The sequence below is a fragment of the Nocardia sp. NBC_01009 genome (genome assembly GCF_045208035.1).
GTDB lineage: Bacteria > Actinomycetota > Actinomycetes > Mycobacteriales > Mycobacteriaceae > Nocardia.
The window spans coordinates 7,407,927-7,422,928 of sequence record NZ_CP108695.1; the positions used below are offsets into that span (position 1 = coordinate 7,407,927).

Here is a 15,002-nt window from a genome sequence, read left to right on the forward strand (position 1 = left end):
GAAATCAGTCTCCGATCGCGCTCTCGATACCCCAACCGACGAGTCCGGTCACGGATTTTTCTGCTTTCTTGAAAACAGCCAGTGCGACAGCGGGATCCGGAATACTATGCGCTCCTTCCACTCCGGTGAGCTGCAGCAATTTGTGCGTTCCTGTCGTGAGTCCCGACCCATTGAGGCCATTTGTCACATTGCCGACGTTATGCTCTGTCAAGAACTTGTTGAAGATTCCCGGGCTGTGCGCTGCCTCGGACCAGGCTCGAGCCATTCCCTCAAATCTGCCCACGCCCCCCGCCGCATCACCGAGAGCCGCTATTTTCCCGACCTTGCCCAGCGCGCCGACACCGGGGATCAAACCCAGCGCGTCACTGGATATCGTCATCGCGGCGCTGACCTTCTCCGACAGGCTGCCGTGTAGAAGATCGTCCCTCATCTCGGCATCGGTCAGGTCGAGTGCCAACGCCCCAGCTCCCGCGACAAGCGCTACCCCCAATGCTATGGCGTCGATCGGCGGCGGCGTGACCACCGCCAGCAACCCGGCGATAGCCGCAGTGTTCGCCAGAATCTCGTGGAGCACCTTACGGTGCTCGTCAATCCACTCGCCCACGGCCTTGACAGCATCGACAATGCGGTCCCAGATGCTCTTATCCGGCGGGCTGGGGGCGAAATCCTTTGCGGCGGCGTCCAACTCGCTGGCGATACGGCGGGCGAGGCTGTCGTGGTTGGCTTCGAGGTCACGCGCGCGGCGGATGATCGAATCTATGTTTCCTTGCCAATTGTCGACCGCGGTACTAGCCGCGCTTACCTGGGCGGACGCGGCGTTGAGGCGCGTTTGCGCGGCCGCCAGTTGGTCTGGATCGGAGAACTGCATGTTCGCCAGACCCAAGTCCGGGTTGGACCGGGCTTGCTGCAAAGTCTCGACAGCCTTGGTGTGCTGCCCTTTGGCCTCGGCAGCCTCGGATTCGAGACCTGTGGCAGTGTCATGAAAGCTGACGAGGTTCGTGTGCCACTCGCTGAGTAGCACGACGGCCTTTTCGAGCGAGCTCTGCGCGTAGCCGAGATCCTGCGCCAGCGTGGCGTCGAAGTTTTCGCGGAAGGCGTCGCCGCCGTCGCCCTTCCATACGTCATCGTTGCTGTTGCGCAGGCGGCTGAGCAGTCCGTTGGTTTCCTTGACCGCGTCTGCCGCGGTACTGATCTGCCCACGCAGCCCCGCTACGTCCGCAGGCGCGCCCGGCACAGGGTTGAAACCCAGGTTGGGGTAGGGGTTCTGGCTCATGCCTCCTCCTGGGCGGTGGGCTGCTGCGGGGATGTCTGCCCATCAATGGCGCCTTCAGCCTGCTCGATCACCTTGCTGAAGGCATCGTCGACCTGCTGGTAGGCGTCACGGCACTGTGCGACACCCTCCGCGGTCACCTTGGCCGCTTCGCCGATCCGCTCGATACCGAAATGCCATCGGCGTTGGAAACTTTCGGCAGCATCGTTGAGCACCTTCGTCCCGATGTCGCCATGCCCGTCCTGCGTCATCCCCTTCATCGCATCGTTGAGGACCTGCTCGGCGCTGCGCAGCGACTGCACCGTCTTACTCAATACATCGATGTCCACACTGAGAAAACCGGCCAAATCAACGCACTCCCTCACACACAGTCACATACCCATCCACCGACGAGATCTCCACCGCTGGTTGCCGGCTCACCGGACGCGACCCGGTTTCGGGTCGGCAGAAATCACTCACACTAGTCATGGACGCACCATCCCCGGATACGGTTCCATCGTGGCGATATTCGGTGCGAACACCCCGCTCAGGCTCGCCTGACCAGCCGACCCGAACGACGAACGGCCCTCGAGGCCACGGCGCCTCGTGGGCCTCTGGTCCGGTCGGGGCCGGTGCAGTCATCCCCGCCCGGACCGCCCACCCCGGCGACGCCCCCGACACGACCTGAAACACCTGAGAGTTTCGGTTTGTGTTGCGCCGAAATCCCTGGACCTGGGCGGCAGCTTGCCTAGCATCGGAGAATGAGCAACTCTGCGAAAGCTGTCTTGGAGGGCGGACCGGCGGATCTGTCGGACCGGGTTGTTCCCATCACCCCGCCGGGGACCGAAATCAAGGTGCCGTTCAGAGGCGGCTACGAACATTTCGAGGCAACTCCTCGGCTACAGGACACCGCCGACGGGCCGCTACGCGTCTACCAGTGGGCCTACCGCACCTCGATCGCCGAATGAGGGCCACCTAGCGGACGCCGAACTAGGCATCGCGGCGACACCCGATGCGGGCGCCGCGGCAGTACCGGGTGCGCCGGTAGCCGCATCGGCACATGAATGCGCTTCACGAAAATGCAAGTGGCCCCGGCTGTTTCCAGCCGGGGCCACTTGCGAAACGCTCAGCGCGGAGCTATCAACCCTTGTGCGCCTTGACCGCTTCGGTCAGCTGCGGGGCGACGTTGAACAGGTCGCCGACGATGCCGTAGTCCGCAATCTCGAAGATCGGGGCCTCTTCGTCCTTGTTGACCGCGACGATGGTCTTCGAGGTCTGCATGCCCGCGCGGTGCTGGATCGCGCCGGAGATGCCGAGGGCGATGTACAGCTGCGGGGAGACCGTCTTACCGGTCTGGCCGACCTGGAACTGACCCGGGTAGTAGCCCGAGTCGACCGCGGCACGCGAGGCGCCCACAGCGGCGCCCAACGAGTCGGCGAGCGCCTCGACGACCGCGAAGTTGTCGGCGGAACCGACACCACGACCACCGGAGACGACGATGCTCGCCTCGGTGAGCTCCGGACGGTCGCCACCGACGATCGGCTCGCGGGAGATGACGCGCACGACGCCCTCTTCCTGAGCCGGGACCTCGACGGTCACCTTTTCGCCGGCACCGGCCTGCGCCGAGGCCTCGATGGCGCCGGGGCGCACCGAGATCACCGGCACGTCGCCGGTCGCCTTGGCGTCGACGGTGAACGCGCCACCGAAGATGGAGTGCACGGCCGAGCCGTCGGCCTTGACATCGATGACGTCCACCAGCAGGCCGGAGCCGATGCGGGCGGCGAGGCGACCCGACACTTCCTTGCCTTCGGCGGTGGCGGCGACGATGACGGCGGCCGGGGAGGCCGACTCCGACAGCGCGGCGAGCACGTCGACCTTCGGGGTCACCAGGAAGTTCTCGACATCGTCGGATTCGGCGATGTAGATCTTCTCGGCGCCTGCCGCGGCCAGCGCGTCGGCCAGCTTCTCGCCGGTCCCGGCCGAGCCGAGCACGACGGCGGCCGGTTCGCCGAGGGCGCGGGCGGCGGTGAGCAGTTCGGTGCTGACCTTCTTGATCGCACCGTCGGCGTGCTCGACGAGCACAAGTACTTCTGCCATTTTGTGTTCTCTCCTAAGCAGTCTCGAGCGGGATCAGATGATCTTCTGACCGACGAGGTACTGGGCGATCTTGGTGCCGCCGTCGCCCTCGTCCGCGATCTTCTCGCCCGCCGTGCGCGGCGGCTTCGGGGTGGCCGCGGTGACGGTGCTGCCCGCGTTCGCGACGCCGACGGTCGCCGGGTCGACACCGAGGTCGGCCAGCGTGAGGGTCTGCACTTCCTTCTTCTTCGCGGCCATGATGCCCTTGAAGGAGGGGAAGCGCGGCTCGTTGATCTTCTCGGTGACGCTGACGATGGCCGGGAGGGTGGCCTCCAGCTTGAAGACACCCTCGTCGGTCTCGCGCTCGCCGGTGATCTTGTCGCCGTCGACGACCAGCTTGCGCAGGTGCGTCAGCTGCGGGATGCCGATGTACTCCGCGATGATCGCGGGCACGGCGCCCGCGCGACCGTCGGTGGCCTCGTTGCCCGCGATGACCAGCTCGACACCCTCGACCTGGCCGAGCGCGGCGGCGAGCACGTAGGCGGTCTGCACGGCGTCGGAGCCGTGGATCGCCGGGTCGTTGACGTGGATGGCCTTGTCGGCGCCCATGGACAGCGCCTTGCGGATGGCCTCGGTGGCACGGTCCGGACCGGCGGCCAGCACGGTGACCTCGCCGCCCTGGGCCTCCTTGATCAGCAGCGCTTCTTCGACGGCGCGCTCGTTGATCTCGTCGAGGACGGCGTCGGCAGCCTCGCGGTCGAGCGTGAAGTCACCATCGGTCAGCTTGCGCTCGGACCAAGTGTCGGGAACCTGCTTGATGAGTACGACGATGTTCGGCATTGGTCTTCGTCGACCTCCTGTTCTGGGGGCACGTTTGTGGTGGTCGCACGAGCGGGCCGTACGTCCATTGAGTAGCTCAGGGCGTGACACTACCCTACGTTAAGTTACTCGTGGGTAACTTACCTGCTTCTCTCTCACAACACCGGTCCGGGCGATATCGTGCGCCGGTTGTACCAGTAACGTCGGACGGATGAGCGAGGCTGTGATCCCTGCCGCAGTGGGCACCCCACCGGGCATTATTCCCGAGTCGACCACCGGCGACCTCGAGCCGCTGCCGCTGACCGGCGAGCGCACCGTACCCGGCATAGCCGAGGAGAACTACTGGTTCCGCAGGCACGAGATCGTCTACGCGCGCCTGCTGGCGCGATGCGCGGGAAAGACGGTGCTCGAGGCCGGATCCGGGGAGGGCTACGGCGCGAACATGATCGCCGACGTGGCCACCAAGGTCATCGGCCTCGATTACGACAGCAGCGCGGTCGCGCATGTGCGCGCCCGCTACCCACGCGTCGAGATGCTCCAAGGCAATCTCGCCGCGCTCCCGCTCGACGACGCCGCGGTCGACGTGGTGGTGAATTTCCAAGTCATCGAACATCTCTGGGACCAGGGCCAGTTCATTCGCGAATGCCTTCGGGTGCTGCGGCCGGGCGGCGAGCTGCTCATCAGCACCCCCAACCGGATCACCTTCTCGCCGGGTCGCGACACCCCGCTCAACCCGTTCCACACCAGAGAACTGAATGCCGCCGAGCTGACCGAACTGCTGGTCGAGGCCGGATTCGAGGTCACGCTGATGACCGGTGTGCACCACGGCCCGAGCCTGAAAGCGTTGGACGCCAAGCACGGCGGCTCGTTCATCGACGCCCAGATCGAACGCGCGCTTGCCGGAGAGCCGTGGCCCGCCGAGCTGACCGCCGACGTCGCGGCTGTCGGCATCGACGATTTCGCATTGATCACCGACGACATCGACGCAAGCCTCGACCTGGTCGCCATCGCGGTGAAGCCTTGAGCAGCTCGGCCGTACCCGGCCAGTTCACTCTGGTCTTGCATTCACACCTGCCCTGGCTCGCCCATCACGGCCGCTGGCCGGTCGGCGAGGAATGGCTCTATCAGTCCTGGGCGGCGTCCTACCTTCCGGTCGCCGCGGTATTGAGAAACCTTGCCGCCGAGGGCCGTTCGCATCTGTTGAGCCTCGGGATCACGCCGGTACTCGCCGCCCAGCTCGACGATCCGCACAGCCTGTCCGGCATGCACCACTGGCTGGGCAACTGGCAACTGCGTGCCGACGAGGCCGCGGTGGCCGGAAACACCGCGCTCGGCAGGCACGAACACCGGCTGGCCGCCACCGCACTGGCCGACTTCGAACAGCGCTGGCGGCACGGCGCAGCCCCGGTCTGGCGGGCCCTCATCGACGCCGACGCGATCGAGCTGCTCGGCGGTCCGCTGGCGCATCCGTTCCAGCCGCTGCTGGACCCACGGCTGCGCGCCTTCCAGCTCACCGAGGGCCTTGCCGACGCACAGCAGCGCTGGGGCCACACCCCGGCCGGCATCTGGGCGCCGGAATGCGGCTACACCGCCGGCATGGAGACCGGATACGCCGACGCCGGTGTGACGCATTTCATGGTCGACGGTCCCGCGCTGCGCGGCGACACCTCGCTCGGACGACCCGTTCGCGAGTCCGATGTGGTGGCCTTCGGGCGCGATCTCCAGGTGAGCTACCGAGTGTGGTCGCCCAAATCCGGCTACCCCGGGCACAGCGCCTACCGTGACTTTCATCACTATGACCACGCGACGGGTCTCAAGCCCTCCCGTGTCACCGGCAAGACGGTGGCGGGCCCGGACAAGGCATCGTATGACCCGGAGCTCGCCGCCGCCGCGATCACCCGCGATGTCGACGATTTCGTGCAGACCGTGCGTGAGCGGCTGATCGCCGAATCCGAGCGGATCGGCCGTCCCGCCCTGGTCGTGGCTGCCTTCGATACCGAACTGTTCGGCCATTGGTGGCACGAGGGTCCGCAGTGGCTCGAGCAGGTGCTGCGCGCATTGCCCGAGGCAGGCGTGCAGGTCGGCACCCTCGCCGATGCCCGCGAACGCGGGTTCGTCGGCGAGCCGGTGCCGCTGGCGGATTCGTCGTGGGGCTCCGGCAAGGACTGGCGGGTCTGGGCCGGCGACCAGGTCCGTGACCTGGTGGAACTCAACGACGACGTCGTGCGGCTCACCCTCGACACGGTCGACAAGATGCGCTCCGTGGACGGCGGCGTCGAACTGCGCGACCAGGTCGCCGACCAGCTGCTGCGCGAGGCCATTCTCACCGTGTCCAGCGACTGGGCCTTCATGGTCAGCAAGGACTCGGCGGCGGGTTACGCGAGGGATCGAGCGCACCGGCACGCACATGCCGTGCGCGAGATCGCGGCCGCAGTCGGGGCGGGTCAAGTCGCCAAAGCACAGCAGTTGGCGGCAGGATGGGGTGCGGCTGACGGATTCTTCCCCGGTTTGGACGCACGGCGACTTGCCTACTCAGGGTCCGGTCATCACGCAATTGCGCCGCGACCAGGCCCCGCCGCGGACCAAGGCTCCGCCTCAGAAGGACATGCATGAAGATTTTGATGGTGTCGTGGGAGTACCCGCCGGTTGTGGTCGGCGGGTTGGGCAGGCACGTGCATCACCTGGCGATCGAGCTTGCCACCGCGGGCCACGAGGTCGTCGTGCTGTCGCGCCGCCCCACCGGCACCGACTCCTCGACCCATCCCACCCACTCCTTCATCGCCGATGGTGTGCTGGTGGTCGCGGTCGCGGAGGATCCGCCGTGCTTCGACTTCGGCGACGACATGCTCGCCTGGACGCTGGCGATGGGGCACGCGATGGTGCGGGCCGGTGTCGCGCTCGGCAAGCCTGGCATCGGTGACGGCTGGGTCCCCGACGTCGTGCACGCGCACGATTGGCTGGTCGCCCATCCCGCGATCGCCCTCGCCGAGTATTACGACGTGCCGCTGGTCTCGACGCTGCACGCGACCGAGGCGGGCAGGCACAGCGGCTGGGTATCGGGCCGGGTAAACAAGCAGGTCCACTCGGTCGAGTGGTGGCTCGCCAACGAGTCCGACGCGCTCATCACCTGCTCGGCCTCGATGCAGGACGAGGTGGAACGGCTCTACGGGCCCGAGCGGATCCCGCTGCGGGTGATCCGCAACGGCATCGACGTCGGCGCATGGACCTTTCGTCCGCGCGCACCGCGCACCGGCCCGCCACGGCTGTTGTATGTGGGGCGACTGGAGTACGAAAAAGGCGTGCAGGACGCGATCGCGGCGCTGCCGAGGATCCGGCGCGCGCACCCCGGCACCACGCTGACCGTCGCCGGTGTCGGCACCCAGTTCGAGTGGTTGCGCGAGCGGGCCCGGGTGCACCGGGTGGCGCGCGCGGTGACCTTCGCCGGACAGCTCGGCCACGAGGAGCTGCTGGGCTGGCTGCACGGCGCCGACGCGATCGTGCTGCCGAGCCGCTACGAACCCTTCGGCATCGTCGCTCTGGAGGCGGCCGCGGCGGGTATCCCGCTGGTCACTTCCACTGCTGGCGGTCTCGGCGAACTTGTCGTCGACGGTGTCACCGGCGCGTCCTTCGAACCCGCCGACGTGGACGGCCTCGTCGACGCGGTCCGTGCCGTGCTCGACGGCCCCGCAGCGGCCCAGGATCGCGCCTACGCCGCCCGCGAACGTCTCACCGCCGACTTCGCTTGGGACGTCGTCGCCGCCGAGACGATCCAGGTCTACCAGTCTGCGAAACGCCGCGTCCGCAACCCGATGGGCCGGCCGACGATCGTGGAACGCCCACTCCCCGAACGCGATCCGAACCAGCCCGTCTGATCGCCGCGACTAGGCTTCCAGCTTCTTCACGACCTTCTGGATGGTGAGCCACGTGCGCGTGGTGATCTCCTTGCTGTAGGTCTTCTCCATCCAGGCCATGAAGTTCGGGGTGCGCGGCTCGGTGTTGTCGATGACCGAGAGGACGACGCGGGCCTTCTCGTCGTAGCCGACGATGCGGACGCCGGGCTCGCCGTGCTTCAGCAGCTCCTCGGTGATCTTCGGCGGCGGCTGCTTGAGGAAGGTCGCGGTCAGATAGGTTTCGCGGCCGTGCGTCAGGCCGGGGAACGGATCGGTTTCGAGCAGACCCCGCAGTTCTTCGTAGCTGCGGATGATCGTGCCGCCCGGAATGCCGAGTTCGCTGTTCAACGCGTCCTGAACGCGCGCTTCCAACTCCGGTATGTCGGTGTCGGTGCTGCGGAACACCACATTGCCGCTCGACAGCAACGTCGCGACCTTCTCGAACCCGAGACCCTCGAACACCGCGCGCAGCTTCTCGTTCTTCATGTTCGGGTTGGTCGGCATGATCCCGCGCAACAACGCCGCGTACCTGTTCATAGCGCCGACCGTACCCATCGCGACCGACAAACACCGGCTCGCCCGGCCGACGGGTCGAGCGCGGACAGCGACACGGCTACGCCGACTGCGTGACGCCGTTCTTCTTGCGCGCGATATCTTCCAACGCGGCAACGTATTTCGCGCGCTCCTCAGCGCCCGCTTCCCACGTTTCCTTGCGGTTCTTCACCACCTTGGCCGGGGCCCCGACGGCAATGCTGTAGTCGGGGATCTCACCCTTGACCACCGCGTGTGCACCGAGCACACAACCGCGGCCGACGCGCGTCTCGCGCAGCACCGTCACCTTCGCGGCGATCCAGGTGTCCGGACCGATGCGCACCGGGCTCTTCACGATGCCTTGATCCTTGATCGGCATGTTGATGTCGTCCATGCGGTGGTCGAAGTCGCAGATGTAGCACCAGTCCGCGACCAGTGTCGACTCACCGATCTCGATGTCGAGGTAGGTGTTGACGACGTTGTCCTTGCCGAAGACCACCTTGTCGCCGATGCGCAGCGATCCCTCGTGGCAGCGGATGGCATTGCCGTCGCCGATGTGCACCCAGCGACCGATCTCCATCCGGCCGAGCTCGGGTGTCGCGTGGATCTCCACCCCGCGACCCAGGAAGACCATGCCGCGCAGCACGATGTGCGGATTGGCCGCCTTGAACTTGAACAGCCGGTAGTAGCGCACCAGATACCAAGGCGTGTACGCCCGGTTGGCGAGCACCCAGCGCAGCGAAGCTACGGTCAGAAAACGCGCCTGCAGCGGATCCCGACGGCGCGATCCGCGCCACCGCGAGCGCAACGGTGCGCCCCACATGCTCGTCACGAACGGTCTCCTTCGTGGTTCTTCGGGTCGCGTCCGACCCGGCCGTAACAGATAGAGCCTATCTGCCTGCGTCGGAGTAGGACGCGGTGAGCCCGTCATGACACCCCCGGGACCCGCACACCCGTCGATGGCCCTCCCGTACAGTGACTCCGAACCCGCACGCGGACACCCGGCTCGGGTGGGGAACGAGCTGAGGTTCGACACGCTTTTAGTTCGTGCGAGCGGCCGAAAACGGAGGAGAGCAGCAGGTGCGAAGCGGCGGCGTACTGGCTACATCCAGGTGGCGTCCGGTGCGGCGGCGGGCAGTGATCTCGCTGGCCGCGGTCGGCGCGCTGGCGTTGACCGGCTGCGGCACCGATGTCGACGACATCACCGTCGGTCCGGGCACGGGCTGGCCCGCGGCGCATCACGACGGCCGCAACGACGGAACGAGCCCGGTCACCGGGTCGCGGAAGATGATGCTGAGTTGGTCGCGCCCGCTCGGCGGTCCGATCGAGCAGGGCGTCACGCTCGGCCCGGAGGGGCAGATGTTCGTCACCGCGCGGACGCCCTCGGGGTGTGTGATCTTCTCCTTCCAGATGCGCAGCGGCCGTAAGCGTTTCTGCAACCAGCAGCTCGGCCCGAACGCGGCCTCCGCACCGTCGGTGGTCGACGGGGGCACCAATGTGTACGTCGGGGACGACGGCGCGCTGAATGCCTTCAACTATCTCGGTCAGCCACGCTGGCGCACTCCGGTTGCGGGGGTTCCGGTTTCGGTGCAGTTCACCGGTGACGGCGATCTGCTGTCGGTGACGCAGTCCGGCCAGGTGGACGTGCTCTCGCGCCAGACAGGTGAGCGTGTGGTCCCCACGGTGCAGCTGCTCGGTGAGCCCGACTTCCTCGAATATCCGGATCTCACCCGCCCGGCTTCGGGCCAAGGTCTCGACGACTGCTCCACCGGCGGCCCGCAGTGCCCCGTCGCGAATATCTCGGCGATGGACGTGTCGACCGGCCGTTTCTTCGTCACGGTGTGGAAGCCGGGCGCGCCCACCGCCGCCTTGGTGGCATTGCGCTACGGCAACAACAAGATCGAGCAGCAGTGGCGCGCGGACATACTCACCGACGGCAGCGCAACCAGCCCCGCCCTGTCCGCCGACGGCGCGACCGTCTATGTGGGTGACAACAGCAACCGGCTCATCGCCATGGACGCCGCCGACGGCCGCACCAAATGGGTGCACGCTCTCGAATGGGCGCCGCGCGGCGGGATCTCGGTCTCCGGCGACGGACTGATTATCCCCGCGGGCGACGACGGCTATCTGGTCGCGCTGCGGGACACCGGCAGCACCGCCGAGGTCGTCTGGGAGCGTAAGGATCTCGCCCTGCGCGGCATTCCGGTGCAGACCGCGGGCGGCACCGGCTACACCGCCGCCGCCATCGGCGACGGCCTGAACCTCATCACCTTCGACACCAAGACCGGAACGACAGTCGACTCGGACGTGCTTCCGGGCGCCAAGGGCCGTACCACCGGCACCTCGATCGGAGCCAAGGGCGAGGTCGTGCTCGCCACGCGCATCGGCGAGTTGTTCGTCTTCAAGCCCGAACAGTAGGGGACGCGGTCGCCTGCCGAGCACCGTGCGCGGTGCACAGGAAAGCGGCCGCGGTACGGCCGATTCGCGTAATGACCAACGTATAAGGCTGGGAGCCGGACGGTTTCAGTCGGCGGCGCAGCTGATCGGGATCGACATCGACACCGCGCACCAGAATCTCCAGCGGCCCGCATTCGCGCTTGCGCAGTTCGGTGCGCAGGCTCTTCTCCCGGTATTCGAGCCGATCGATGATCCGAAAGCCGCGCACCCCGTCGGGCACCTGGTCGCCGGTGAGGTAGGCGATGCGCGGGTCCAGTTGCCATAGACCGTGTTTCGCCGCGTAGTGACGCACCAGGCCGGCGCGTACGACGGCGCCGTCCGGGTCGATGATCCACTCCCCCGGATCCTGTTCGGGAATCTCGTCGGGCTCAGCGTCGGTAAGCGTCCAGGATTCGCCAGTGGAGTTCAGCACCGTCGCCCGGCGGGTGCCGGTCGCGGCCAGCCCCGGCGACCACAGGCAGGCCTCGCGCACCGCCCCGTCCAAGGACACCACTTCGACCTCACCCGACCAGTCGAGTCGATCGAAATCCAGTCCGGGCGCACACTTCACGGCGAGATCGCGCCCTGGGTAGGCGGCGAGCAGATCGGGCAGCGGTGGTTGCAGCTTGGCCGGATCGTGGGTGCGGCGACCATCGGCCCGCCGGGCGGGGTCGGCGACGACGACCGTGCCGACACTGCACGACACCAGGGCATCCGCCTTGGCCAGCAGCACATTGCGTGCGCCTGCCAGATTGTGCGCGGCCATCGAGAGTCGAACATCGTCCAGATCGCTGCCGATCACCGCCGGGCAGGCACGAGCCAGCTCGGCGAGGTCGGCGCCGATGGAGCAGGTCACATCGTGCACGGCCCGATCGGCCAGCCGCGCGGCGCGGTGCCTGGCCACCAAGGTCGGAGTGGCCTGCTGCAGCGCGTCATCGGTGAACAGCCAGGCCCCGGCATCGGAGAGCTTCGTTGCGGCTCTTCGGCGCAGCCGCACGGTCTCGACAAGGGCGGCGGCGCGGTCGCCGTGTGCACGACGCACCCGCTCGAGATCGCGCAGGTGCGTCGTGGTGGTCAACTCCAGCCCGTCCACCTCGGCCAGCGCGGCGATACCCGCCGCACTGCCGAGGAAGGTGACATCCTCGGTGCCGAAGCTGTACCCCACTACTTCGCGGAAGCGCCGGGCTTCACGCCGGTGATCATCGCGTTGTAGAAGAACTGGCGCGGCACCACACGGCGCATGACGTTCTCGTCCACCCAGCTCAGCCCCAGCCACGCCTTGTACATCGCCAGGCGGTAGCCCATGGTGAGCTTCTCCTCGGGCACCGCGGCCTCGAAGGTGCGCACCGGCCAGCCCCACAGTGCGGCGGCGAATTCCTCGGTGGTCGCCTTCACCTCGACCGCGCCCGCCGAGGACGCCATGGCCTCCAGCTCGCGCGGGTCGAAGGTGTGCAGATCGACGACCGCTTCCAGCGCCGCGGCACGCGACGACTCGTCCAGCTCTGTCTGCGGCCGCCGCCAGCCCGCCAGCGCGGGCAGCTTGGTGACCGTGGTGGTGGCCTTCCAGGTGATCCGGCCCAGCCAGCGTGCGTAGAAGTTGCCCGCCGTGGTCGGCTCGCCCGCGAAGACGAAACGCCCGCCCGGCTTGAGCACCCGCAGGCATTCCTTCAGCGCCAGCTCCACATCGGGGATGTGGTGCAGCACCGCGTGCCCGCAGACCAGGTCGAAGGTGTCGTCGTCGTACGGGATGGTCTCGGCGTCGGCAACGCGGCCGTCGACATCGAGCCCGAGGTTCTGCGCATTGCGCAGCGCGACCTTCACCATGCCCGGCGAAAGGTCGGTGACCGAACCGGACTTCGCGATGCCACCCTGCATCAGGTTCAGCAGGAAGAAGCCGGTGCCGCAGCCGAGTTCCAGCGCCCGCTCGTACGGCAGCGGGGCGGGACCCACGGCGGCGTCGAATCGACCGCGGGCGTATTCGATACAGCGCTCGTCATAGGAAATCGACCATTTGTCGTCATAGGTCTCGGCTTCCCAGTCGTGGTACAGGACCTGGGCGAGCTTTGTATCCTTGAGTGCTGCTTCGACCTCGGCCTCGGTGGCATGCGGGTTCGGCGCGGGGTCGTCGGAACGTACCGTCATGGTCGGCTAGCCTAGCTAACCCGCCGGTGCCGGTCGTCAGCGGAGTAGTGAGTGCCGCCTAATTCGCAGTGCGGGTCCACGGTCGAGAACCCGGTCCGGTTTCGGGGGCGCTCGGCGAGCTACCTGCGTGCAATCGCCACTGGCTGTCGCGCTGAGGGAGCTGGGGATCCGCCGGGCTAGCGGCCGACGAACGCCGCGGATCCGGGCCCGTCAGCCAGGTAGGAACGCGTTCCAATTTCCCGGTCCTCGGTGGTGAACAGATCGGCCCACTCCGTCCACGCGCGGTCGAGGCCGTGCGGACCCGCCTCGAAGACCGCCTTGGCGGCCGCCAGCGCACGAGCCGGGCCGCCGATGAATTGCTCGGCCCAGCGCAGCGCGGCGGTGTACACGTCATCGGGGGCGACCACCTCGTCGACGAGACCGAGCGCGAGCGCCTCTTCGGCTTCGACGAAACGGCCGGTGTAGACGAGGTCCTTCGCGGGGCCGGGGCCGATCAACAGCGACAGCCTGCGGATGCCCGCGAGCGGAATCAAGCCGGCCTGGATCTGCGGCAACCCGAGCTTGACGTTGTCGCCGATGATGCGCCGGTCGGCGCCGAGCGCCAGTTCCAGCCCACTGCCGAGGCCGTAGCCGCTGATCGCGGCGACCGTGGGTTGCCCGATCTTGGCCAGGCAACCGAGAGCGGTCTGCAGATCGGCTGCCATGGCGGCGGCCTGATCGGGGTCGAGCCCGGACAGTTCGGCGAGGTCGTCGCCCGCCGAGAACACCCGCTCGTCGCCGTAGACGACCAGCGCCGCGACACGGGTGTCGGCGGCGACCGTTTCGGCTGCCGCGGCCACTTCCCGCACCAACTGCACGGTGAACTGGTTCATCGGCGGGCGGGCGATCCGGAGCACGGCCACGCCACGCGCGGCATCACCCTCGGGCAGATCCAGGGTCACGAATTCGGCCATGGAACGCCACGCTACCGGGTAGCCGTCGGTTTCCTCACTTGCGCACGGATCCCTTGAGTCGACTCTGATCCGGGAGGTCGGCGAAGTAGCGCTGATTGTCGGGGAAGCTCAGCACCTGACGTCCTTCGACTGCCGACAGCACCGGCATGATCGGGTCGATGACCACCTCGGCGGCGAGAATGTCTGCGGTGGAAGCGAACTCGCTCAGTGCGACGAGCTGCGCCCAGGTGGGTGGCAGCAGAATGTCGGCGCCCGACCGCCAGCGATCCAGCGCTTCGGCAGGCGTACGCCACTGCACCTCCTCGGCCTCGGAGGTGGCTCCGTCAGCCAATTGCCCCTCGGGCAGCACCGCAACGAAGAACCTGGTGTCGTAGCGGCGTGGCTCGATCACCGGGGTGATCCAATTCGCCCACGGCCGCAGCAGATCCGCGCGCAGCACGAGTTTTTCCTCGGCGAGGAAGGCGGCGAGCGACACGTCACGGCGTTCCAGCCGCCCTCTGGCATCGCGGTAGCCTGCCGTGTCCGAGACGACGCTGTCAGCGGTCGGCCCCGCAAGCAGCACTCCGCATTCTTCGAATGTCTCGCGCACCGCACCGGCCACCAGCGCTTTGGCACGCGCCTCTGTGGTACCGAATTTCGCAGCCCACCACGCGGGTTCGGGCCCGGCCCACTCGATGTCGGCGGTCCCGTCGGAGGGGTCGACGCCACCGCCGGGGAAAACCGTCATCCCTGCGGCAAACGCCATTGCGCCCACCCGGCGCTGCAGGAACACCTCTGGTCCCGTGGCACCGTCTCGCACCACCATGACCGTCGACGCGTCTTTGGGCGACGGCACCTGCGGCTGAGAGTCAGCCTGCGCGTTTGTCTCACTCACCCTTGCACCCTAGCGCCTGCTTGGTGCTGGGT

15 protein-coding genes are annotated in these 15,002 nt (G+C 67.4%); 5 read left to right on the top strand and 10 right to left on the bottom strand.

Annotated features, from left to right (window positions below; genetic code table 11):
- Positions 1 to 4: 4 nt before the first annotated feature.
- Both OHA42_RS33400 and OHA42_RS33405 read right to left on the bottom strand, forming a co-directional pair.
- Positions 5 to 1,273: a hypothetical protein gene (locus OHA42_RS33400; protein WP_406231862.1), complete on the bottom strand. Its 1,269-nt coding sequence runs from the start codon at positions 1,271 to 1,273 to the stop codon at positions 5 to 7.
- Positions 1,270 to 1,572, bottom strand: a complete 303-nt coding sequence (locus OHA42_RS33405; protein WP_406231863.1) for a hypothetical protein — start codon at positions 1,570 to 1,572, stop codon at positions 1,270 to 1,272. Before OHA42_RS33405 ends, OHA42_RS33400 begins: the two co-directional genes overlap by 4 nt.
- Positions 1,573 to 2,010: 438 nt before the next feature.
- On the opposite strand from OHA42_RS33405, the gene OHA42_RS33410 reads away from it, so the two are divergent.
- Positions 2,011 to 2,217 (top strand): DUF5988 family protein, encoded by a 207-nt coding sequence (locus tag OHA42_RS33410; RefSeq protein ID WP_328404429.1) that lies wholly within the window; start codon positions 2,011 to 2,013, stop codon positions 2,215 to 2,217.
- 172 nt (positions 2,218 to 2,389) lie between these two features.
- Here the strand turns inward: OHA42_RS33410 and OHA42_RS33415 are convergent, their stop codons facing one another.
- Together OHA42_RS33415 and OHA42_RS33420 are read right to left on the bottom strand one after the other, a co-directional pair.
- Positions 2,390 to 3,346 (bottom strand): electron transfer flavoprotein subunit alpha/FixB family protein, encoded by a 957-nt coding sequence (locus OHA42_RS33415; protein WP_328404431.1) that lies wholly within the window; start codon positions 3,344 to 3,346, stop codon positions 2,390 to 2,392.
- Positions 3,347 to 3,379: 33 nt separating this feature from the next.
- Positions 3,380 to 4,165, bottom strand: coding sequence for an electron transfer flavoprotein subunit beta/FixA family protein (locus OHA42_RS33420; protein ID WP_328404433.1), 786 nt, complete (start codon positions 4,163 to 4,165; stop codon positions 3,380 to 3,382).
- A gap of 190 nt (positions 4,166 to 4,355) precedes the next feature.
- Here OHA42_RS33420 and OHA42_RS33425 point away from each other — a divergent pair, with 190 nt between their 5' ends.
- From OHA42_RS33425 to OHA42_RS33435, 3 genes are read left to right on the top strand one after another with little or no spacing between them, the layout of a single operon-like run.
- Positions 4,356 to 5,168 (top strand): class I SAM-dependent methyltransferase, encoded by an 813-nt coding sequence (locus OHA42_RS33425; RefSeq protein WP_406231864.1) that lies wholly within the window; start codon positions 4,356 to 4,358, stop codon positions 5,166 to 5,168.
- Entirely contained in the window at positions 5,165 to 6,757 is a 1,593-nt protein-coding gene (locus tag OHA42_RS33430) for a 1,4-alpha-glucan branching protein domain-containing protein (protein WP_406231866.1), read from the top strand. Before OHA42_RS33425 ends, OHA42_RS33430 begins: the two co-directional genes overlap by 4 nt.
- On the top strand, positions 6,754 to 8,016 hold the full coding sequence (locus OHA42_RS33435; RefSeq protein ID WP_406231868.1) for a glycosyltransferase family 4 protein: 1,263 nt from the start codon (positions 6,754 to 6,756) through the stop codon (positions 8,014 to 8,016). The genes OHA42_RS33430 and OHA42_RS33435 overlap by 4 nt, the downstream gene beginning before the upstream one ends.
- Positions 8,017 to 8,025: 9 nt before the next feature.
- Here OHA42_RS33435 and OHA42_RS33440 read toward each other — a convergent pair whose 3' ends face one another.
- Together OHA42_RS33440 and OHA42_RS33445 are read right to left on the bottom strand one after the other, a co-directional pair.
- Positions 8,026 to 8,571: a DUF1697 domain-containing protein gene (locus tag OHA42_RS33440; protein WP_406231870.1), complete on the bottom strand. Its 546-nt coding sequence runs from the start codon at positions 8,569 to 8,571 to the stop codon at positions 8,026 to 8,028.
- A 76-nt stretch (positions 8,572 to 8,647) separates the two neighbouring features.
- A complete protein-coding gene (locus tag OHA42_RS33445; protein ID WP_328404443.1) occupies positions 8,648 to 9,397 on the bottom strand; it encodes an acyltransferase in 750 nt (249 codons plus the stop codon).
- A gap of 290 nt (positions 9,398 to 9,687) precedes the next feature.
- On the opposite strand from OHA42_RS33445, the gene OHA42_RS33450 reads away from it, so the two are divergent.
- Positions 9,688 to 10,983, top strand: coding sequence for a PQQ-binding-like beta-propeller repeat protein (locus OHA42_RS33450; protein ID WP_406231872.1), 1,296 nt, complete (start codon positions 9,688 to 9,690; stop codon positions 10,981 to 10,983).
- On the opposite strand, the gene OHA42_RS33455 is transcribed toward OHA42_RS33450, so the two are convergent.
- From OHA42_RS33455 to OHA42_RS33470, 4 genes are all read right to left on the bottom strand, one after another.
- The gene (locus tag OHA42_RS33455; RefSeq protein ID WP_406231874.1) at positions 10,967 to 12,166 is read right to left on the bottom strand and encodes a THUMP-like domain-containing protein; all 1,200 of its coding nucleotides are present in this window, start codon (positions 12,164 to 12,166) and stop codon (positions 10,967 to 10,969) included. The two genes, OHA42_RS33450 and OHA42_RS33455, sit on opposite strands and share 17 nt — an antisense overlap.
- Positions 12,166 to 13,143: a class I SAM-dependent methyltransferase gene (locus tag OHA42_RS33460; RefSeq protein WP_328404449.1), complete on the bottom strand. Its 978-nt coding sequence runs from the start codon at positions 13,141 to 13,143 to the stop codon at positions 12,166 to 12,168. The genes OHA42_RS33455 and OHA42_RS33460 overlap by 1 nt, the downstream gene beginning before the upstream one ends.
- Positions 13,144 to 13,319: 176 nt before the next feature.
- On the bottom strand, positions 13,320 to 14,096 hold the full coding sequence (locus tag OHA42_RS33465) for an enoyl-CoA hydratase-related protein (RefSeq protein WP_406231876.1): 777 nt from the start codon (positions 14,094 to 14,096) through the stop codon (positions 13,320 to 13,322).
- Positions 14,097 to 14,130: 34 nt separating this feature from the next.
- Positions 14,131 to 14,970, bottom strand: coding sequence for an NUDIX hydrolase (locus OHA42_RS33470; RefSeq protein ID WP_406231877.1), 840 nt, complete (start codon positions 14,968 to 14,970; stop codon positions 14,131 to 14,133).
- Positions 14,971 to 15,002 lie beyond the last annotated feature (32 nt).

Excerpts from the sequence above, each read along its gene's own strand:
- OHA42_RS33400 (WP_406231862.1), bottom strand. The coding sequence starts at position 1,273 with ATGAGCCAGAACCCCTACCCCAACCTGGGTTTCAACCCTGTGCCGGGC.
- OHA42_RS33410 (WP_328404429.1), top strand. The coding sequence starts at position 2,011 with ATGAGCAACTCTGCGAAAGCTGTCTTGGAGGGCGGACCGGCGGATCTG.
- OHA42_RS33415 (WP_328404431.1), bottom strand. The coding sequence starts at position 3,346 with ATGGCAGAAGTACTTGTGCTCGTCGAGCACGCCGACGGTGCGATCAAG.
- OHA42_RS33420 (WP_328404433.1), bottom strand. The coding sequence starts at position 4,165 with ATGCCGAACATCGTCGTACTCATCAAGCAGGTTCCCGACACTTGGTCC.
- OHA42_RS33425 (WP_406231864.1), top strand. The coding sequence starts at position 4,356 with ATGAGCGAGGCTGTGATCCCTGCCGCAGTGGGCACCCCACCGGGCATT.
- OHA42_RS33435 (WP_406231868.1), top strand. The coding sequence starts at position 6,754 with ATGAAGATTTTGATGGTGTCGTGGGAGTACCCGCCGGTTGTGGTCGGC.
- OHA42_RS33440 (WP_406231870.1), bottom strand. The coding sequence starts at position 8,571 with ATGAACAGGTACGCGGCGTTGTTGCGCGGGATCATGCCGACCAACCCG.
- OHA42_RS33460 (WP_328404449.1), bottom strand. The coding sequence starts at position 13,143 with ATGACGGTACGTTCCGACGACCCCGCGCCGAACCCGCATGCCACCGAG.
- OHA42_RS33465 (WP_406231876.1), bottom strand. The coding sequence starts at position 14,096 with ATGGCCGAATTCGTGACCCTGGATCTGCCCGAGGGTGATGCCGCGCGT.